This window comes from Mucilaginibacter sp. P19, assembly GCF_050632265.1.
Taxonomy (GTDB): Bacteria; Bacteroidota; Bacteroidia; order Sphingobacteriales; family Sphingobacteriaceae; genus Mucilaginibacter; species Mucilaginibacter gossypii.
This window is the reverse complement of the sequence record NZ_CP192586.1, coordinates 2293615-2313449: the sequence shown is the minus strand read 5'-3', so window position 1 is coordinate 2313449 and position 19835 is coordinate 2293615. Positions and strand designations below refer to the sequence as shown.

Below are 19835 nucleotides of genomic sequence, written 5' to 3'. Positions count from 1 at the left end.
CGGCAAAATGTATCCATATTCCGCGGTAAACAATAATCTGCAAAACTTCTACCGCACAGGCAATACTTATACTAATACAGTAGCGTTTGACGGCGGTAATGAAACAGGAGCTTTCAGGTTATCAGTTTCGGATATGAATGCAGGTTCGATAGTACCTAACAGCAAACTCGACAGGAAAACTTTCAACTTAAACGCCAACCAAAACGTAACCGACAAACTGAACATCGGTATCGTGGCCAACTACCTGGTTGAAAACTCTACAAACCGTCCAAGCCTTTCTGACGGTCCGGGTAACCCGAACAACATCTGGTTTATCGCCCCTAACTTAAACCAATCTATCCTAAACCCTGGCTACGGTGCTAATGGTTATGAGCAGGTTTGGACAGACGACCCATATGTAACCAACCCTTACTTTGCTGCCAACAAGTTTATCAATAACACCGGCCGTAAAAGGTTAATTACAGCATTAACCGCCCGCTACAACTTCACCAGCTGGATTTACGCGCAGGCCCGTTTAGGTTATGACAACATTAACGATAGCCGCTTTAAAGTAACCCCTACCGGTACCGCGTACTACTCGGGGTTAATGGGCGGCCTGGACGAGCAATCAACCACGCAAACATCCGAATTAAACATCGACGGTTTAATTGGTGTTAAACACGACATTGTTAAAGACCTGTTAAGTTTCGACGTAACCGCAGGTGCTGCAACCCGTAAAAACCAATACGAATATACCAGCCTTAGCGGCGGTCCGTTCACGCTGCCGTTTTTCTATAGCATCAACAACGTAGGCAGCAAAAACTCAAGTTATGGCTTCAGCAAATCAGAAGTGCATTCGGCTTACTACAACGCTGATTTTGCGATTAAAAACTTCCTGACCATTGGTACCAGCGGCCGTTATGATGCATACTCAACGCTTAATGCCGGTAACCGAGGTATATTCACTCCATCGGTATCGGGCGCCTTCATTTTCTCCGAGTTGACACATATACCGAATATTGATTTAGGTAAAATCAGGTTATCATACGCTAAAACAAGTGGTGAGCTAAAAGACGCTTATGGCACTTCGGCTTATTACAGCCTGGGTAACAATATTAATGGTATAACTATCGGTAATTACTCATCTGATCTTTATAACACAGGTTTAAAACCATATACCCTTTCGGAAATTGAGATCGGTACCGAGTTAAAAATGTTTAACGGTCGGTTAAATTTTGATTTTGACTATTTTGCCCGTAAAACTAAAAACGAGATCCTGCGTAGCGGACTTGACATAGCATCAGGTTATACCACCCGTTTAATCGGTTCTCAGTCATTCCAAAATCGCGGCGTGGAGTTAGAGGTTAAAGGTACACCAATCCAAACTTCATCATTCTCCTGGACTCCATCGTTTAACTTTACTTATGTTAAAAACAAGGTGCTAAAAACCGATGAATTCGGCACTACGCAAAATTTAGGCACCTATCGTCCGTTAAATGCTAACCTTGCTTACGTAGTTGGTTTACCTGGCCCGCAAATTATGGCTAACGATTACAAACGCGACGCAAGCGGTAATATTATTTTCGATTCAAGCGGTTATCCTGAGTACACCGATCGTAAAGCAATGGGTACAACAGTGCCTAAAATTTACGGCGGTTTAAACAACGATTTCAGCTACAAACATATTAATCTTTCGTTTTTGGTTGACTACCGTTTTGGTAATAAAATTCTTTCGGCAACAAACGCTTACAGCATCTACCGTGGTTTAAACAAAATCACACTTGATGGCCGTGAAGGAGGTGTAGTAGGCAAAGGTGTTACTGAAGCAGGTACGCCAAACACCAAAAATGTTGAAGCGCAGGATTACTACCAAAATGGTTTATATAAAGTATCGGCTCTTAACGTGTTAAGCGGCGACTTTATTAAACTACGCCAGGTAACATTGGGTTATACCTTTACAAGCGGCATATTGAAAGGTTCACCGTTTAACGGTATTACCGTATCAGCAGTAGGTCGTAACCTTTGGACCATCCTGAAACATTCAGACAATATCGATCCTGAATCAGGCTTCTCAAACAATATCAACTATGCAGGCATCGAAGGTACCAGCTTACCGGCAACCCGCACATTCGGTATTAATGTTAACTTTAAATTTAGAAAATAACAGAGATGAAAAAGAAACTTATATATAGTGGTCTTTGTATTGCAGCGTCGCTTTTTGCCGGCTGTACCAAAGATTTCACCAAAATAAATACCGACCCTAATAAAACGTCGGCCGAAGTGTTCAATCCAAACTTTCTTTTAGCGCAGGCTGAACTTAATTATTCACAAACGGGCTACTCGCAGTTACTTTTTCAAAGTATGTGGTCGCAATCATTAGCTTCAACGTTCGGCTATTATGGTAACGGCGATAAATACACGCAAAGCGGATCATTTAACGATTATGTTGGCCGTGTGTATAGTGAGGGCTATGGCGCTGAAACTTACGCACAGGAAATGAAAAACCTTACAGCGAGCAATGCAGCGTATTCAAATCTGAATAAAATAGGCACTATTATGAAGGTGCTTATCCTGCAACGCGTTACCGATACTTATGGTGATGTTCCTTACTCAGAAGCAGGCATGGCAAAACAGGGTATCTTTTTCCCTAAGTTTGATAAGCAGCAGGATATATATACCGCTATGCTTGCAGATCTTGACGCGGCAGTAAGCGGTCTTGATGCTGCAAAAGATAAACCGACTTCTGATCTGATCTACGGTGGCGATATTGCCAAATGGAAACGGTTTGGTTACTCTTTAATGCTGCGTGTTGCTATGCGTTTAACTAAAGTTGATGCCGCTACCGCGCAAAAATATGCTGAAAAAGCTTATGCCGGTGGTACCATGGCCAGCGTTGATGATAACGCCAAAGTAAAAACAGATAACGCGAATGGTTACAGCAATTCTATCGTTAATGCTTTATTAACTACCGATGATTTCCGTGAAGTACGCTGGTCAAAAACTTTGATCGATTACATGAAATCAACTACCGATCCGCGAGTTAGCGCAATTGCTGAAATCACTACGGGTAACGGTAAAGCAGCTAACGAAAACGAATCGCTTGCTGGTGATAATACCTACAGTAAACAGTTAGGTATGCCGAATGGCTATGATCTTAACGGCGGAGCCACTGATATATCAAAAGCACCGGGTTACCCAGGCGCAACTCCGGCTGTAAGCGCTACAGATGCTCCGGCACCACTTGGCAAATATTCAAGACCAAGGCTCCAAGTTTATTACACCTCATCCGGAAGCATTAACCCTGTTGATAAAAGCACCATCAACATGCTGTTAACTTATGGCGAAACCGAGTTGTTACTTGCCGAAGCTTCGACCAGGAACTGGAATACAGGTAACGCTGCTACGCATTATGCTAATGCTCTTGCTGCTAACATGAAATCGGTCGCGCAAATCAATTCGGCCGCTACGGTAGATGCTGCCGCCATCACAGCTTATGTTGCTACACACCCATTGGTTAGTGCTACCGCACTCCAGCAAATTAACATGGAGTACTGGGTTGAAACTTCAACCTTGTTCATGTTTAACGAAAACTGGACAAACTGGAGAAGATCAGGTTTCCCTGTATTAACACCTGTTGTTTACTCAGCTCAGTTTGATACTCAAATTCCGCGTCGCGTTATTTACCCAATTAACTTGTCATCAACAAACCCTAAAGGTTTAGCAAGCGGAGTTCAATCATTATCTGGTGGTGATAAATTTTCATCACGTGTATGGTGGGATAAATAATACCCCTATATAATTCATTTTAAAAACAAGGCTATGGCTTCATAGCCTTGTTTTTTGGTTTTTACAACAAAAAGGATTAATAATCCGGTGGCAATTATCAATACAAATAAGTAAATTTAAATCTCCCTGCGACCCGGAAAAAATAAAATCTGTTGATAATGTGTTGTTCTTCTCCCCTCGTTAATTTTAAACTTAAAAGGTTAAACACTTTTACATTTTGTACTGTTGCGTTGTTTACATTACAAAGTATGCGCGGTAATGCGCAGCAGCCGCTTTTTAAGCTGCTTACCCCCGACGAAACCAGTGTTAAATTCCGCAATGACCTGATTGAGGACGAAAAGCTCAATGTGCTCTCCTATGAGTACCTGTACAATGGCGGTGGTGTTGCCGTTGGCGATATCAACAATGACGGTCTCGAAGACCTATTTTTTACCAGCAACCTTGGTCAAAATAAACTGTACCTCAACTTAGGGAACCTGAAATTTAAAGATATTACCCAGCAAGCCGGCAGCGGCCTCGCGGGCAGGCCCGGCGACTGGAAAACCGGCGTTACCATGGCCGATGTTAACGGCGACGGCCTTCTAGATATTTATGTATGTTACTCCGGCCTTGGTGATAATGCCAAACGCCGCAACCAGCTTTTCATCAACAAAGGCAACAGCAAATTTGTTGAAATGGCCAAACAATACGGCCTTGATGATCCGGGCTACAGTACCCAGGCTGTATTTTTTGACTATAATAATGATGGCAAGCTGGATATGTTCCTGCTTAACCATAACGTTAAAAAAATCAGCAACCTTGAATTTGCGCAAGCCAAAGCCGAAACCGACGAACTGGCCAGCAATAAACTTTTTGAAAACCAGGATGGTCATTTTGTTGATGTATCCAAAAAAGCGGGCATCATTCAAAATCCCCTCACCTTTGGCCTTGGCGTTGCCATAGCTGATATGAACAAAGATGGATTACAGGATATTTATGTAACCAACGATTACAACGAACCCGACTACCTTTACATAAACAACGGAAACGGCACTTTTACCGAGGATAGTAAAAAGTGCTTCAAACATTTGTCACAATTTTCAATGGGGGTTGATATAGCTGATATCAATAATGACGGCCTTCCTGATATGATGACACTTGACATGCTGCCGCCTGATAACCGGCGTCAAAAGCTGTTGCAACTACAGGAAAACTACGAATCGTTTGAGCTGATGCTGAACCAGAACCTGTACAAACAATATATGCGCAACATGCTGCAGGTTAATAATGGCGATGGTACTTTCAGCGAAATCGGTCAGCTGGCAGGTATTTCCAATACAGACTGGAGCTGGTGCCCGCTAATTGCCGACTTTGACAACGACGGCTACAAGGATATCTTCATCTCCAACGGTTACTTCCGCGATTATACCAACAAGGATTTTTTACGGTACTGGGGCGATTATAAGCTAAAAAAGCTATGAACCGCGAACCATTCCTGCTCATGGACCTGGTTAAAGCTATGCCCTCTACTACCCTGTCAAACTATATTTTCCAAAATAATCATAACCTTACCTTCACCGATAAAAAACAAGATTGGGGGATCAATAAAGGTGGCATTTCCAGCGGCTCTGTTTATGCCGACCTTGATAACGACGGCGATCTTGACCTGGTTACCAATAATATCAACAGCGAGGCTTCCATATTACAAAACATGACCATGGAAACCGGTAAAAAGAGCTACCTGGCCGTAAACCTTAAACAACCGGAAGGAAATACAAACGCCATAGGTTCAAAAGTATTTGTATATAGCGGTAAGCAAGTACAGTACCAGGAGGTTAACCCTAACAGGGGATATCTTTCGTGCGTATCCACAGTTTTAAATTTTGGATTGGGTGACCAGCAGCAGGCAGATTCAGTACGGATCATCTGGCCCGATCAAACATCGCAATTGCTTAGCAATGTTAAAGCAAATCAACGCTTAAACATTACCTATAAAACAGGCAATCCTATATTTAAAACCAATGGAAAAGCCATTACCAAATCTGTTTTTTGTTTAGCTAAACCGACTATTGATTATACTCATACCGAAAATAGCATCAACGATTTTAAACGCCAGCCTTTGATGCTGTTCATGAGCTCAAAAACAGGACCGGTAATAGCCAAAGCTGATGTAAACAAAGATGGTCTTGAGGACCTATTTATTGCCGGTGATCAGAATACACCGAGCAAAATATTTATTCAAAAAGCAGGCGGCAATTATGCCGTTCAGGAGATATCGGACGTTAACAAAGAAAACACATCAGCAGCGGCGTTTTTTGACGCCAATGGCGATGGTTTCCCCGATCTGTATATAGCCAAAGGCGGCTATTCACTATTAGAACCCGGCGCTAATGAGCTGCAGGACAAGCTTTATCTAAACGATGGTAAAGGCAATTTCAGCTTTTCAAGCACCTCCCTCCCGATATTAACAGCCAGCAGTAAATCATGTGTACGCCCTTGTGATTATAACAACGACGGAAAAATTGACCTGTTTGTCGGATCAAACGTTACACCGGGTTCTTATCCATCTGCACCAAAAAGCTACCTGCTTACCAATACGGGCGGTGGTCATTTTGAAATTACCGATGCACCATTTACAGGCATAGGTATGATCAAAGATGCGCAATGGGCCGACTTGAATGGCGATGGCCGTAAAGACCTGATAGTATGCGGCGAATTTATGTCCATCATGGTATTTACCAACACCAAAGCTGGTTTTGTTGATGAAACAGTCAAATACTTTGACCATCCCGTTAGCGGTTTCTGGAACACGCTAGCCATTACCGATGTGGATAGCGATGGCAAGCCTGATATTATTGCTGGCAACCTTGGCGAAAACACACAGATCCATGCCAGCCAAACAGAGCCTGCCGAAATGTATTTTGCCGATTTTGACGGCAACGGCTCAATCGATCCGTTTTTTAACTTTTATATACAGGGTGTAAGCTACCCCTTTGTGAGCCGCGACGAACTGAACGACCAGATTTACCCGATGCGTAAAAGGTTCGCTTCATATAAAGCTTATTGCGATGCTACCATGAAAGATATTTTCACGCCCGAAGAGCTTACTAAAGCCACTAAACTTACAGCTAATGAAGTTGAAACATGCCTGTTCATGAACCGTGGTGGAAAGTTTGTAAAAGCTGAGCTGCCGTTGCAGGCCCAATATTCGTCGGTATCAGAGATCCTCACCGGCGATTTTAATCATGACGGTAAAACAGACTTCCTGCTGCTGGGCAACCATTCAGATAACCGCCTGAAATTGGGAAGCTTTGATGCAAATTATGGCTGCCTGCTTACCGGCGACGGGAAGGGTAATTTCACATACCAAAGCCAACCGGTTGCAGGGCTATCAGTAAACGGTGACGTAAAATCGGCCACAGAAATAAAAATAAACGGCGCAAATTATGTAATGATAGGTGCATCGGGCCAGGCGTTACAGTTTTATAAGTACTGAATCTTGAGTACCTATTGACTTAAGGCTTGGGACTCGAAACAAAAATTAAAACAGATGATCCAAAAAATATCCATATTGTTTTTAGCGCTTATAAGCACACCAGCTTATGCGCAAAAGAATAAAAAAACATTCTTCCGTACCTGCATATCGATCAGGCTGTAAATGCTATTTCGGCGGTTATGATCCATGATGTTGTAAACCCGCCCGCTGCTTCCCGTTATTATGCCTATGTAACCCTGGGTGCTTATAATTTGGTTAGCCTAAACAATAAACAGATAATACCGGTTGGCAATTTTATCAAAAGTTACACACAGGATAACCAGATCAGCATCCCGGCTGATAAATATGATTATCGCATAGCCGCTATGTATTGTATACTGGAAACGGGAAAGCAGATGCTCCCATCGGGTTTTATGCTGCAGGATGATGAGGCTAAATATGTAGCCCTTCTTAAAGAGAACGGCGTAACCGAAGATGTGATCAAACAATCAATAGCAGCTGCCACCGAAATGACTGGCAAGGTTATTAATTATTCCAAATCAGATAATTACAACAAACTGAGCGGTCGGCTCAGGTACTCACCTATAAAAGGAGGTAAAAACTGGTTCCCAACCCCTCCAATGTACATGGAGGCCGTTGAGCCTAACTGGAAAACCATTCGGCCTATGTTTATCGACTCCTCTAACCAGTTTGTGCCTATAAGGCCCGCCGTATTCAGCACTGACAGCACCAGCGACTTTTACAAGGAAGCATATGCAGTTTACAAGGTATCCAAAAATCTATCGACTGAACAAATCATGATTGCCAACTTCTGGGATTGCAACCCTTTTGCTGTCACCACATCAGGGCACATGATGATCGGTTTTAAAAAAATCAGTCCGGGTGGGCACTGGATGAACATTGTCGGTATTGCCGTAAAAAAAGCCGGGCTTAGTTTTGATAAATCTATACAGGTGGCAACACTGGTTGCCATGACCGAAATGGATGCTTTTATCAGTTGCTGGGACGAAAAATATCGCAGTAACGGCATCCGTCCCGAAACCTATATTAACAAATACATTGATATTAAATGGGTACCCATGTTGCAAACCCCGCCATTCCCGGAATATCCAAGCGGCCATGCCGTGTTGTCAAATTCGTCGGCTGGAGTATTAAGTTATCTGTTGGGTGATAACTTTGCTTACACAGATGATTCGGAAATCCCCTATGGTGTTGGCCCCCGCGACTTCAAATCATTTAAGCAGGCGGCTGAAGAAGCTTCTTTGTCCCGCTTTTATGGTGGTATTCATTTTAATGATGCCATTGTTAACGGAAATCAGCAGGGGCGCGATGTGGCAGCAGCGGTTGTTAAAAAATTAAAAGTGGCCGGAATAAACTATTTGGGTAAATAAAGCATAGTTAAAAGTGAACTGCTTTTTAACTATGCGCACCAAGTAAGCAAGGTTACTGTACTTTTTATCATACCGGGATCCCGATCTTAATTCAGGAAACCGTTAAGATTCGAGGAGTCGTTCAAAACGTTTATCGGGTATGAACCAGGTCCCGGCTACCACTACATAAATTACCACGCTGATAACAGGATTTAACCATGTACATAAAATAGCAACCGCGTATAGCGCCACAGAAATTTTCCCCTTAAAATCATTGCCGAAGGCTTTTGTTATTAACGAGTCTTCACCGTGATGTTTAATGAGCATTAACGCCAGGATGCGATAGGCAATACCATTCATGATGAGCACCACACCATAAAAGAAAACCGGCCATTGGGTGAGGTGGGTCTCTCCCATCCAGCCGGTTACAAAAGGTATCAACGATAGCCAGAATAACAGGTGTAGGTTGGCCCACAATATTTTACCATTTACAGAGCGTACCGCCTGCAAGGTATGGTGATGATTGTTCCAGTAAATACCTACATATACAAAACTGAGCAGATAGCTTAAAAAAACCGGGATAAGTGGCTTCAAAGCTTCCAGGGTTTCGCCATGCGGAACCTTCATTTCCAACACCATAATGGTAATAATGATGGCTATTACGCCATCACTAAATGCTTCTAACCTGCCTTTACCTAACGCCATGGGCTAAATATAGCATTATTTGGCAAAAGCCTTATAACGCTGCATAGCCTCAACAAAGTAGTAATCGGCATAAGTTAAAGGTACGTCAACTTCGGTACCTGCCGGGAAATGGCCCACGCTGTGTTTCAAAATAAAACCTCCGTTGCTGTTCAAATCAGCTTTATATGCCGGTGCAGATAAGTTTTTGATAATAGTTTGAGCTGTATTAAAATACTCCTGACCATCCTTTTTATCAACGTAACGGCAAAGCTCTAACAAGGCAGAGGCCATAACTGATGCCGCAGAAGCATCGCGAAGCGCGTTAGGGATGTTTGGTGCGTTATAATCCCAGTAAGGTATTTTATCGGCGGGCAAGTTTGGATTGGTCAATATAAAATGCGCTATATTTTTTGCCTGCTCAAGGTATTTTTTGTCTTTAGTTTCGCGGTACATAACTGTATAGCCGTATAGCCCCCAGGATTGTCCCCTTGCCCATGCCGACTCGTTAGCAAAGCCTTGCGCGGTTTTCTTTTCCTTTACCGCTCCTGTTTGTTCATCGTAATTAATTACGTGGTACGAACTAAAATCCGGGCGGAAGTGGTTTTTCATAGTGGTATTGGCATGGGTAACCGCTATTTTATAAAAACTCGAGTCGCCGGTTGCCTTGGTAGCGTAAAACAACAGTTCCAGGTTCATCATATTGTCAATGATCACCAGAAAATCATTAGCCTTTGAATTCCATGAACGGATACAGCCAACCGTTGGGTTAAACCTTGTTGAAAGTGATTTGGCACTATTAATCAGAATTTCTTTATACTCAGGTTTCGGCTCAAGATGGTTTGCTGTACCGAAGCTGCAATACATCATAAAGCCGAGGTCATGCGTCCCTTTATTATATTGTTCTTTTTCGAGGCCTTTCAAGTTTTCATTAGCCTGGTTAAGCAGCTCAGCATCTTTAGTTTGCTGATATAGATTTAGTAATGTACCTGAATAAAAACCACTGCACCACCAGCTGCTATTGCTTGTTTCAAACTTATCGGTAGTAGGGTGGTACGTTTTAGGGAACTGCTCCGGTCCAAATTGTTTGGCCATGTACTTATATTGTATGCCCGCATCAGCAAAGTTTTTTTTGATGGTTGCCAATACATCCTTTTGAGGTTTAAAGCTATTTTGCGAAAAAGAATTGAGGCTTAGCGCTAATAAACATGCAGTAATTGCTGATTTGTACAGGTGTTTAAATTTCATAGACTATAAGTAACTGGTTAAAGTGCTTATGCAGGGCACATTTCAAGTTATAAAAGTGCAGATTTTGGTTCAATAAAAACAAGCACCGGACAGCCATTTGACTATATATTTCTACTACATCGATGTAGTTAGGGCGATTTTTTGCAGTTGAAGACTTGCGAAATTTAAAAACCTCGCAAGGCCGGACAGAGAACGCACAAATCCCTCACCATAGTTCTTAGTTAAAAGCCGTTACAACAAGATTCTTGTAAGCACCTTTGGGGCAGTTTCCATGCCAATAACCTACCTCACCGCTTTTCAATGACGGATCAAGCGGGGTGTACACCATAGCCGGCTTCGGGGCATTATCCGCATAAACCTCCATTTTGCTGCCCCGAACCACCACTTTAACATGAAACCATTTATTTTGCGGGATTATGGCTTTAGGCTGGTATTTTGTTGCCTCATAGTCCCACCAGTTAAACTCGGCCTTTTTTTCGGGCATGTACTGGATGGCGTTAATGGTACCAGATGCCCCCGGCCTGAAATAAACTGTTTCATAATGATGGGCATCCCGGATATGAAAAGCCAAACCAACAAAACCTCCTTTGGGATTTACACAAGCTACATCCATTTCAATAATACCGTCCTTAAAATTTAAACCCGGTTTATACGCTAAACTGGCCGATTTGTAGTCGCCGATTTTCCGTTTGATGAGCAGCGCTTTTTGTCCCTAAAAAGTGCCCAACTCATAGTCAAGCGTATCGTTTTTAGGAATGATCCATTGTTTAGGGTTTATAACGGAAAGGTTGTATACCTGGTGCTTTTGTTGTGCCCGTGTTTCCACGGCAGCGAACAGTGTTAACATTAAGACAAATTTTTTCATGATGATGGTTAGTTTATACTTATTGAGTAATAACAAGGTTGGCAAAATCGCCCGGCAACCCGGACGACCAAAGGCCAACGAGCCCGCTTTGCCGGTTATTCAGTTTTTTTACAGTAAGCGATGGTTGATGGGAATGGTCAACATACACAACAATATTATCTGCATTAACTACAATGCGTGCATGAAACCAGGCCTCCGCCAGCGGAAAAGGATTTACTGCATTTTCATAAACCAGCGGATGTTCCTTACGGAGTTTATCCCAGGGAAAATCCGGCTCGCTGATGTATTGTACCGTATGCTTGCGGCGAAGCGTATCCGTGGTTTGGAAATTAAAAGGGCGGAAATAGATAACATCATTGGTTGTAGTATCAACCCCGTGAAAAGCTATACCCAAAAAGCTTTCCTGAAAAACATCTCTGCCCCGTAAATCGATATCGATAGTGCCTGTCTTAAAATTCACATCTTTAAGCCATAAAATACCATCTAATGTTAGGCCTTGTTTATTGCCATCGGTAAGTTCTTTAACAGTTTGGCGGGTGTAGGCTTTCACCATTTTATTTTCCTTCAGCAATTGGTTAATATCATATGTAACTCTTTTTTGCTGACTGTAACAAAAGCCGCCGCCAAGCGTCATGCTTAGTATGGCAAACAATAAAATCTTGTTGTTCATGGGTTTTGATTTTAACTTTAATCAAAACTTGCAAATTGTCATTACAATAAAGCACGGGCGGCATTTCAAGTTAAGTTCAAGTTTGTTCAAAGCGTTTTAGGGATTTTTAAACCACATTATTACTTGTAGATCAATGGAAAAGGAAAAACAATTGCTTTTGTTATGCCGGCAGCTTATTGAGCGAACCTTAAATTGGGGTGATAGTGATATTTGGGGTAATGATGACTTTGAGCAGCTAAGCCAGCAGATCTTTGATAAAACGCGGGTACAGCTCAGTGTATCAACTCTGAAAAGGATCTGGGGTAAGGTGCGCTACGAAAGCTTCCCTAACGCAGCAACGCTGAACGCCCTTGCTTGTTTCCTTGACTACACCAGCTGGCGCGATTTCAGGCAGCGCCACCAGGTTAACGGCGTAATTGAGCAACCGGTTAAAATAAATGATTCAGATACCGCAGTTTTGGTTCCGCTTTCAAAACCCGGTTTACGCTATATATGGTTTGGCAGCGCATTACTGCTGGTATTGGGCGCATTGTTTTTCATGAGCAGCAAGCGCAATAAACCTATTGATCCCGGCTCAATAAAATTCACCAGCAGGAAAGTTTCTGACGATTTGCCTAACTCGGTTGTATTTAATTACGACGCCTCAGCATTTCATTCTGATAGCGTTTTTATTCAGCAATCATGGGACCCTAATCGCCGCGAACAGGTATCCGGTGACGGCAAACAGTATACCTCTATTTATTATGACCCAGGCTATTTTATAGCTAAGCTCATCGTAGACAAACATGTGCGAAAGGAAACATCGGTATTTATTAAAACCAAGGGCTGGAAAGGCATCATCGATCACCAGCCCATACCTGTTTATCTTTCACGGGAAGAAATTAAAGGGCAGGGCTTTATGGGAATTACCGCTGATGTAATGGAGCAAAAGTTAGGTACTTCTGTTTTTAACAATACCAGGGTAAAGTTTGCCAACATTCGCGAATTTCCGGGAATTAATGCAGATAATTTCACCATGGATTGCACCCTGCGCAATATTTCAACACCCGGTCAATCGGCCTGCGCCAAAGCCGACCTCACCATTTTAGGCAACGGCACCGCCATTGTGATCCCCATATTAAACAAAGGATGCATCGCCAATATGGGCATTTTAACCGGTGAAGAATGGGTTGATGGAAAAAACCATGACCTGAGTGCCTTTGGCACAGATATGTCGCAATTTCAAAACCTGCGTTGTACTGTAAAAGACCACTACCTGAAGATATATCTTAACAACAAACAGATCTTTGAATTTAAACAGGCTCACACCATGGGCCGTATTGTAGGCATCCGTTTTGAATTTGAAGGGCCAGGGGAGGTTAAGCAATATAAATTGGAAACGCCGGGAGGAGCGGTTTATGAGGAGAAGTTTTAGGAAAGGCCGCTCGCGACCGTCAACAAAAAGACCTTAAACAACGTCATTGTTTCATACCTTATAATGACGTTGTTTTAATGTGGGCGATTATTCCTAATTTACCGAATTATCCTCTACCTTAATATCATATCCCTGTACAAGCAAATCACTCACACTTTTGGTAAAAGGCTTAACAAATTGCTCAATCTTAGCATAAACCTGCTGAACGGCACCTTCATTTTGTGGGTCAAAAACAAGCTCATCCAAATTACTGATCGCCTTATTATCACCATGATGTACATCGGCGATTAAAAAGATGCCATTTGTATCGCTCTTATGATCGGGATGGTTAGGTTCTGTTTGAGCGTTAATAGCAAACACCAGTCCATAATCATCATCAGAGATATTTTTTAAAACAGTGATCTCCAATACAAGGCAAAAAGCGCCATTATCGCTGTAACATTGCTGCGTATACTGGCATTTGATCAGATCCTGAAAATCACTTTCGGCCTTTAAGCGTATCTGCTCGTACAAATCAAAAACTGCTTCAAATAAATCCATAAAGAGGTGTTAGTCGGTTAATCCAAAACAAACATAACTATCTCCCGACTTACTTCCAATTTTTCCGCCGCCACAGGCAATAACTACGTACTGTTTACCATCAATTGAATAAGTTGCAGGGGTAGCGTAACCTGCCGCCGGCAAATCGGCTTCCCAAACCACTTTGCCGGTACGTTTATCAAACGCACGGATCTTTTCATCTTTGGTTGCAGCGATAAATACCAGGCCACCTTTGGTAACCACCGGACCACCATAATTTTCCGTGCCGGTTACAGGGATTCCTTTTTTGGTTAACTCAGGATACTCACCCAGCGGCACTTTCCAAAGCAACTTGCCCGATGTGAGGTCGATAGCATTGAGCGTACCCCATGGCGGTTTTATACCGGGATAGCCATCTTTATCTAAAAAACGATTATAACCATTCATGGCATAAGGGACTTCATCAACCATTTTCCTTTCCGCCTCCGAGCTGGCGACGCGATTGCCGGTTGGCTCTTTGGCTACTTCTTTCGCCGCCTTAGTTGCAGGAATCTTGAGCAGGAAAGCAAGCAGGTTCTTTTTATCTGCGGGCGAAATCTGTTTAAAAGAAGGCATCATGTTGCGGCCGGCAGCAATAATACCGCTCACCTGATCGGCAGTATACTTTTTGCCGATGTTTACCAACGATGGATAGGATGCTCCATTACCCTTCAGTTCGGCGCCGTGACAGCCAATGCAATTCGTATTATACACTACGTGTCCTAATGCCTGCGGTGAATGATCGTTAGTGTTGGTTTTAGGTACATCGATCATTACCTGTGCCCATGGCATTTCAGAGCAGTTTACGTATAGTATCTTGCTTTCAGGATCAACAGCAGCTCCACCCCACTCGCCCCCACCATCAAAACCGGGGAAGATCCAGCCTCCCTCCTTGCTTGGCGGGGTGAACATGATCCGGTTTTTAACCTGGTTATATTTTGACAGCATTTCCCTGTGCACTTCGGGCGTACGGTCGGTAACATCTTCGGGATTAAACATTTGCCGGGCGAAAGGTTGCGGCAAAGTTGGGATGGGTTGCGTAGGCCAAACTTCTTCGCCGGGCAGGGTTTTGGTTGGCACAGGTTTTTCCACTATTGGGAATATAGGTTTACCATTCGTTCTGTCGAACATAAATACATAACCATGCTTGGTGATTTGTGTTACGGCATCTATCTTTTTACCGTCTTTAACAATGGTTACAAGGTTTGGATTGGCGGGCAGGTCGCGGTCCCACAGGTCGTGATGCACAAATTGGTAATACCATTTCAGCTTACCTGTAGCTGCATCAAGTGCCAGCAACGAATTGGCAAACAGGTTTTGCCCTTTCCTGAACCCGCCATAAAAGTCGCCACCTACCGAGCCGGTGGGAATATACACGATCCCCCGCTTTTCATCCAAAGCCATCCCTGCCCAATTATTAGCCCCGCCAAATTTTTTGTAAGCCGCTGTATCTTTCCAGGTATTGTACCCCACTTCGCCGGGATGCGGTATGGTGTGGAAGATCCATTTTAACTTTCCTGTCCGGGCATCGTAAGCACGCACGTGCCCAGGAGCCGCATCAGCTGATTCGGATACGCGGTCACCAACAATCAACACATCTTTATAAACCACGCCGGGCGTAGTTCCCGCGACAAATGATTTGGTATCCCTGTCTAAATTCTTAGTAAGGTCGAGATATCCACCCTTGCCAAATGAGCGCACCGGAGTGCCGTTTTCGGCGTCAATAGCCCAGGTTTTAGCTCCCACGCTGTAGAAAATCCTTTTTTCGCCGCCATTATCATTTTGCCAGTATATTACTCCACGGCTCACTTTATAGTAAGCCATAGGGTCGCCATTATTAGTAGTATCATCCTTAGCGGGGTCAAACAGCCATTTTTGCAGGCCTGTAACAGCATTTAACGCAAACAGCTTCAATTTAGGACTGGTACCATACAAAATACCATCAACCATAATAGGATTGCATTGATTTTGGCTGAGATTGGCAGTATCCTTATCGCCTGTGCCAAAAGTCCACATCACTTTTAGTTTGTTTACATTATTTAAAGTAATTTCATCATTGGATGAATACCGTACCCCTTCTTTTGAACCCGCATAGGCAGGCCAACCACTATAGTTATTGTTTTGATTGCCTTGCTGATTTTTACAGGACGTATAAATGCCTGCCGCAAAGCACAGGGCTATCAAATACCGGGTGTTAATCATTTATAATGTAAAATTTGGCGTTAATTGGGTCCCGACGCATTTCAGTATACATGGCGCGGCGCGTGTTAGCAACAGTGCTCTCTAAATGTATGAATAAAAATTATTTTACAAATATTCATCCGTTGCCTGCGTATATCATTCTCGTCCATAAAAAATGCCATAGCTAATAAAGCCATGGCATTACAAGATGTATCACAAGAATCCTCTACAGGGAATCCTTACTTTTATTTCTTCACTAAACTAACAGGTGCAACCTCCTGGCTCAACAGTTTTCCAAACAGCTCCCAGCGTTTTGCGGGAGCTTTTGTGGTGCCTCCGTTTGATTCAATGTAGTTTTTCACCAAATCCTGGCCGTAATTATAATTGATAACATAACTACGATATTTTTTGATAAAGCTGATTGATTTTTGAGCAGTCTCATCGTTCATAAGGCAATACTTTCTAAGGTACGACAATGCTTTATCCTGGCTCATGGTATTATTGATCAAGCCTCTTGCTGCCTCGTTGCGGGCATAGTTTAAAGTGCCTTTTATAGCAAGGGCCTTGAAATACAGGTCGGCACCGGCGGTATCCAAACCGGCCAGCGGCAGCAATACGTTTTTCGCAAACTTTATTTTATCATCACCGGGAAAAGCTACTTCAATACCGTAATTGGCACTGCCCTCGGCAATCAGCGATTGCGGACTGAACAACGGGTATAGAGAAATTTCAACCCAACCTTTATCATGGTAAAGGTTTTTCTCCAGCAACATATTGTATACATGGTGTCCGGGATAACTTTCATGACTGCCCACATCGATGGCACGGTCAATAAAAATCTTCAGATCGGTATTGATCTGTACGGTGCTCTTATACCCCCTTTATACCAGTTATAACCCGACCATGGCTTATTAGTTACATATTCCAGCGTAAATGTTTCGCCGGCAGGCAGTTGGTAATGGGCAATTGTGCGCTTGCGGGCTTCGGCAATAGCCGCTTTTATAACAGGGTCTAATTTATCTTTTGGTATAATAAACTTATTGGCCAGCTTTTGAAACCTGTCGTTCACGTTTCCTTTACCCGGTAAAATGCTGTCGAGCAGGGCTATCTGCCCCTTAAAAAAATCATCGGTATAAACCGGGGCAGCTACACCAAATAACTCGCGCGATTCTTCATCAAAAGGCCTTTCCTCTCCCGAAAAAATACGGATCCGGCGACTGAAAGCAACCAACTGATCGGCCATCCAATTAGCGCGGATCTTATTGGTATCAATTTTCGAAGTATTGGCGATGGTGCGCAGGTCATTCATCAGGCTGTTTGCCGACGCCAGCAGACTATCCTTAGGGAAAGTTTTCAGTGGCTCCGATTTTGGCTTCAATGAATCCGGCCCATAATAAGCATCTACAAAGTCGCCGTCGTATTGCCCTATTGCAAGGCCAAGCTTTACATATTCAACAGCAAGGCTATTGAGCTTTTTATTTTCGAGCTGCTGTGCCGGGCCATGCCCACATGAAAACAGTAATAACAAAGGGGCAAAAAACAGTAGTTTTTTCATGGCGATTGATCTTGTACGGTAAATGTGGCGCAAGATAATAATTCCATTTAGTATAAGAGGAATGCTAGCCTTACCGTAAGGGTTGTACAAAAGCTTAGGGTTTGCTGAACGAATTAAGATTATACGTTACCCCCACCGCTACACCCGTAGACTGCAGTTTAATATCAGAATATCCAACTCCTGAAATTGGCACTTTCATATATGGCTGAACACTTACACCAACTTTTGAATTTATTTTATGTTCATAGGTTGCATTTATATTGATAATGCTCAATAAATACCCCTTACTGTTTGGTACGGTATAATTTTGAGGCCAAGCAGCACTGTTAGCACCATCGGCATAATTATAAGTATACTTTTCATGCAACATCAGATAGGACGATAAACCAGTGCCTACCGATAATTTATTGCGAAAATTGCCATATACCTGATAGGCTATATTAACCGGAATATCAAGCATTTTACAGTCTGCCGTTACATCCGTTGGCTCATTTTTAAACACATATGCAGTGCGATAATTGGCAAAGCTTGTATTGTAAGGTTTTGATGAATACACAACACCACTTGTAATTGTTAACTTTTTAGTGGCACCAAATGAAAGCAGCAAACCATAATTGCTGCCAACCTTGCCCTGGAACGAATTTGTACCATTAACATCAGAAGAAGCCAAGGCCGTGATAGCCCATTGCGGCCGGTAACCAAAGCTCTGTTTAATTATTTTTTTATTGGATTTCGTTGCAGGTGCTTGAATAGGTTGTCTTTCAATATTTGTTTTAAAATCAGGAACAGCTAAAGGAGAATATTGTATATCAAGTGATAACGCTCTATTTACCAGTAAATTTGAAATGGTACCATTATTATTAGCCGGCTCAGCACCTGCCATCAGGGCGCGATCGTGTTGCATAATGGTATCCCGGCCGCTGATTCCCTTTTTGTTTGCACCGCGAATATTACGGTGGAAGCTGGCGACAGATGGTGTTAAGCTTATCTGGCCTGTGTGAGCATGATTGCCTGTATTGCTGTTGGCAGCTATGTTGCTGTTCCCGGCTGGCCGGGTTGTTAATAAACTGTCTGTTGGTGGTTGCGGCGTACTCCCGCCACTGGTTCCGGGATTTGTTTTAGGCGCAGCGGGCTTAACCTTAGCCTGTTGTTGCCCAGCTGTATTATCATCCTTTACATTAGGTTTAAAAAACCACCATCCTAAAAACAGCAGTAACATCGCTGCTATTCCGCTTGCAATTGGCAACCAGTAAACAATTCCACGACGTTTCTTGCCTTTGTCAAGCATTTGCTCAAGCGCATTCCAGTCATCCTCGTTAAACGCGCGATGATTTGCCGGGTCTTCCAGTCCCTTCTTAAAAATGTTATCTAAATCTTCTTCGCTTTTCATCCTCTGATACCATTATTAAAAAAGGTTGTCCTTACATCTATACCTATGCCATTATAGGCCACAATTGGGTTAATATCCATACCCCTGTTGTAATTTGTTTTATTAGCAGTTTCCTCTGCTTTTAATATCATTTGTTTTAGTTTTTGACGCGCTTTGTGCAGGTTTGACTTTGATGTGCCCGAATTAATATTTAGCATTTCCCCTATCTCTTCATGCGAATAACCGTCAATCGCAAAAAGGTTAAAAACCGTACGATAAGCCTGCGGCAACTGCTGTACCATAGCCAGCAGGTCTTCATAATTTAAATTTTTATCTGTCAGGTCTCCCTCACTCACATTTTCTGCCTTCTCCAAATCCTCGGTATAGGCCATTTTTAAATTGGCACGATAATAATCAATAGAAACATTCATCATAATACGTCCAATCCATGCTTTAAACGGCCTTGAAGTATCAAACCTGTCTATATGGGTAAATACTTTCATAAAACCCTGGTTCATAACTTCTGCAGCTTCATCACGGTTACCTGCATAACGGAGACAAATGCCCATAGAAAATCCATAAAACGCCTTATAGAGCATTTTCTGACTTTTCCTGTCCTGCTTTACGCAGCCATTGATCAGTTGATGTAACTCTTCTTCGCCCATACGGGGGTTATAAACTCAG

At 42.8% G+C, this 19835-nt stretch carries 17 protein-coding genes; 6 read left to right on the top strand and 11 right to left on the bottom strand.

Translation table 11 applies throughout. The features are described from left to right. Positions 1–7: 7 nt before the first annotated feature. The 5 genes from ACQ86K_RS11045 (at position 8) to ACQ86K_RS11025 (ending at position 8631) form a co-directional block, all read left to right on the top strand. The gene (locus ACQ86K_RS11045; protein WP_431200352.1) at positions 8–2143 is read left to right on the top strand and encodes a hypothetical protein; all 2136 of its coding nucleotides are present in this window, start codon (positions 8–10) and stop codon (positions 2141–2143) included. A gap of 5 nt (positions 2144–2148) precedes the next feature. Then, positions 2149–3765, top strand: a complete 1617-nt coding sequence (locus tag ACQ86K_RS11040) for a SusD/RagB family nutrient-binding outer membrane lipoprotein (RefSeq protein ID WP_091167840.1) — start codon at positions 2149–2151, stop codon at positions 3763–3765. A 248-nt stretch (positions 3766–4013) separates the two neighbouring features. Continuing rightward, on the top strand, positions 4014–5225 hold the full coding sequence (locus ACQ86K_RS11035) for an FG-GAP repeat domain-containing protein (protein WP_431200351.1): 1212 nt from the start codon (positions 4014–4016) through the stop codon (positions 5223–5225). Then, a complete protein-coding gene (locus ACQ86K_RS11030) occupies positions 5222–7240 on the top strand; it encodes an FG-GAP-like repeat-containing protein (RefSeq protein ID WP_431200350.1) in 2019 nt (672 codons plus the stop codon). The genes ACQ86K_RS11035 and ACQ86K_RS11030 overlap by 4 nt, the downstream gene beginning before the upstream one ends. Before the next feature lie 179 nt (positions 7241–7419). Further along, entirely contained in the window at positions 7420–8631 is a 1212-nt protein-coding gene (locus tag ACQ86K_RS11025) for a vanadium-dependent haloperoxidase (RefSeq protein WP_431200349.1), read from the top strand. A gap of 102 nt (positions 8632–8733) precedes the next feature. Here the strand turns inward: ACQ86K_RS11025 and ACQ86K_RS11020 are convergent, their stop codons facing one another. The 5 genes from ACQ86K_RS11020 to ACQ86K_RS11000 all read right to left on the bottom strand — a co-directional run bounded on the left by ACQ86K_RS11020 (position 8734) and on the right by ACQ86K_RS11000 (position 12074). After that, on the bottom strand, positions 8734–9315 hold the full coding sequence (locus ACQ86K_RS11020; RefSeq protein WP_091167849.1) for a TMEM175 family protein: 582 nt from the start codon (positions 9313–9315) through the stop codon (positions 8734–8736). A gap of 15 nt (positions 9316–9330) precedes the next feature. Continuing rightward, positions 9331–10539 carry a glycoside hydrolase family 88 protein gene (locus ACQ86K_RS11015; protein WP_091167851.1) on the bottom strand — a complete coding sequence of 403 codons (1209 nt, stop codon included), beginning with the start codon at positions 10537–10539 and terminating at the stop codon, positions 9331–9333. A 217-nt stretch (positions 10540–10756) separates the two neighbouring features. Continuing rightward, complete coding sequence (locus ACQ86K_RS11010; protein ID WP_091167854.1) at positions 10757–11152, bottom strand: hypothetical protein; 396 nt, start codon at positions 11150–11152, stop codon at positions 10757–10759. 99 nt (positions 11153–11251) lie between these two features. After that, complete coding sequence (locus ACQ86K_RS11005) at positions 11252–11404, bottom strand: hypothetical protein (protein WP_176844454.1); 153 nt, start codon at positions 11402–11404, stop codon at positions 11252–11254. Between the two features lie 19 nt (positions 11405–11423). Then, on the bottom strand, positions 11424–12074 hold the full coding sequence (locus ACQ86K_RS11000) for a hypothetical protein (RefSeq protein ID WP_143020755.1): 651 nt from the start codon (positions 12072–12074) through the stop codon (positions 11424–11426). A 133-nt stretch (positions 12075–12207) separates the two neighbouring features. Between ACQ86K_RS11000 and ACQ86K_RS10995 the strand changes: the two genes are divergently transcribed. Next, positions 12208–13488, top strand: a complete 1281-nt coding sequence (locus tag ACQ86K_RS10995) for a hypothetical protein (protein WP_091167859.1) — start codon at positions 12208–12210, stop codon at positions 13486–13488. 93 nt (positions 13489–13581) lie between these two features. Here ACQ86K_RS10995 and ACQ86K_RS10990 read toward each other — a convergent pair whose 3' ends face one another. The 6 genes from ACQ86K_RS10990 to ACQ86K_RS10965 form a co-directional block, all read right to left on the bottom strand. Beyond that, positions 13582–14028, bottom strand: coding sequence for a hypothetical protein (locus ACQ86K_RS10990; protein ID WP_091167862.1), 447 nt, complete (start codon positions 14026–14028; stop codon positions 13582–13584). 9 nt (positions 14029–14037) lie between these two features. Continuing rightward, entirely contained in the window at positions 14038–16248 is a 2211-nt protein-coding gene (locus ACQ86K_RS10985) for a PQQ-binding-like beta-propeller repeat protein (RefSeq protein ID WP_091167866.1), read from the bottom strand. 224 nt (positions 16249–16472) lie between these two features. Next, positions 16473–17042: a hypothetical protein gene (locus ACQ86K_RS10980; RefSeq protein ID WP_431200348.1), complete on the bottom strand. Its 570-nt coding sequence runs from the start codon at positions 17040–17042 to the stop codon at positions 16473–16475. Positions 17043–17068: 26 nt separating this feature from the next. Then, positions 17069–17782 carry a hypothetical protein gene (locus ACQ86K_RS10975; protein ID WP_431200347.1) on the bottom strand — a complete coding sequence of 238 codons (714 nt, stop codon included), beginning with the start codon at positions 17780–17782 and terminating at the stop codon, positions 17069–17071. 94 nt (positions 17783–17876) lie between these two features. Continuing rightward, a complete protein-coding gene (locus ACQ86K_RS10970) occupies positions 17877–19172 on the bottom strand; it encodes a hypothetical protein (RefSeq protein ID WP_091167872.1) in 1296 nt (431 codons plus the stop codon). Then, a complete protein-coding gene (locus ACQ86K_RS10965) occupies positions 19169–19816 on the bottom strand; it encodes an RNA polymerase sigma factor (protein WP_091167875.1) in 648 nt (215 codons plus the stop codon). The genes ACQ86K_RS10970 and ACQ86K_RS10965 overlap by 4 nt, the downstream gene beginning before the upstream one ends. Positions 19817–19835: the final 19 nt, after the last annotated feature.

What these genes read in the sequence shown, in the direction of transcription:
- ACQ86K_RS10995 (WP_091167859.1), top strand. Translation starts at nt 12,208, where the DNA reads ATGGAAAAGGAAAAACAATTGCTTTTGTTATGCCGGCAGCTTATTGAG.
- ACQ86K_RS10985 (WP_091167866.1), bottom strand. Translation starts at nt 16,248, where the DNA reads ATGATTAACACCCGGTATTTGATAGCCCTGTGCTTTGCGGCAGGCATT.
- ACQ86K_RS11010 (WP_091167854.1), bottom strand. Translation starts at nt 11,152, where the DNA reads ATGGATGTAGCTTGTGTAAATCCCAAAGGAGGTTTTGTTGGTTTGGCT.
- ACQ86K_RS11040 (WP_091167840.1), top strand. Translation starts at nt 2,149, where the DNA reads ATGAAAAAGAAACTTATATATAGTGGTCTTTGTATTGCAGCGTCGCTT.
- ACQ86K_RS11045 (WP_431200352.1), top strand. Translation starts at nt 8, where the DNA reads ATGTATCCATATTCCGCGGTAAACAATAATCTGCAAAACTTCTACCGC.
- ACQ86K_RS11005 (WP_176844454.1), bottom strand. Translation starts at nt 11,404, where the DNA reads ATGAAAAAATTTGTCTTAATGTTAACACTGTTCGCTGCCGTGGAAACA.
- ACQ86K_RS10990 (WP_091167862.1), bottom strand. Translation starts at nt 14,028, where the DNA reads ATGGATTTATTTGAAGCAGTTTTTGATTTGTACGAGCAGATACGCTTA.
- ACQ86K_RS10975 (WP_431200347.1), bottom strand. Translation starts at nt 17,782, where the DNA reads ATGAAAAAACTACTGTTTTTTGCCCCTTTGTTATTACTGTTTTCATGT.
- ACQ86K_RS11035 (WP_431200351.1), top strand. Translation starts at nt 4,014, where the DNA reads ATGCGCGGTAATGCGCAGCAGCCGCTTTTTAAGCTGCTTACCCCCGAC.
- ACQ86K_RS11030 (WP_431200350.1), top strand. Translation starts at nt 5,222, where the DNA reads ATGAACCGCGAACCATTCCTGCTCATGGACCTGGTTAAAGCTATGCCC.
- ACQ86K_RS10965 (WP_091167875.1), bottom strand. Translation starts at nt 19,816, where the DNA reads ATGGGCGAAGAAGAGTTACATCAACTGATCAATGGCTGCGTAAAGCAG.
- ACQ86K_RS11020 (WP_091167849.1), bottom strand. Translation starts at nt 9,315, where the DNA reads ATGGCGTTAGGTAAAGGCAGGTTAGAAGCATTTAGTGATGGCGTAATA.
- ACQ86K_RS11000 (WP_143020755.1), bottom strand. Translation starts at nt 12,074, where the DNA reads ATGAACAACAAGATTTTATTGTTTGCCATACTAAGCATGACGCTTGGC.
- ACQ86K_RS11025 (WP_431200349.1), top strand. Translation starts at nt 7,420, where the DNA reads ATGATCCATGATGTTGTAAACCCGCCCGCTGCTTCCCGTTATTATGCC.
- ACQ86K_RS10970 (WP_091167872.1), bottom strand. Translation starts at nt 19,172, where the DNA reads ATGAAAAGCGAAGAAGATTTAGATAACATTTTTAAGAAGGGACTGGAA.
- ACQ86K_RS11015 (WP_091167851.1), bottom strand. Translation starts at nt 10,539, where the DNA reads ATGAAATTTAAACACCTGTACAAATCAGCAATTACTGCATGTTTATTA.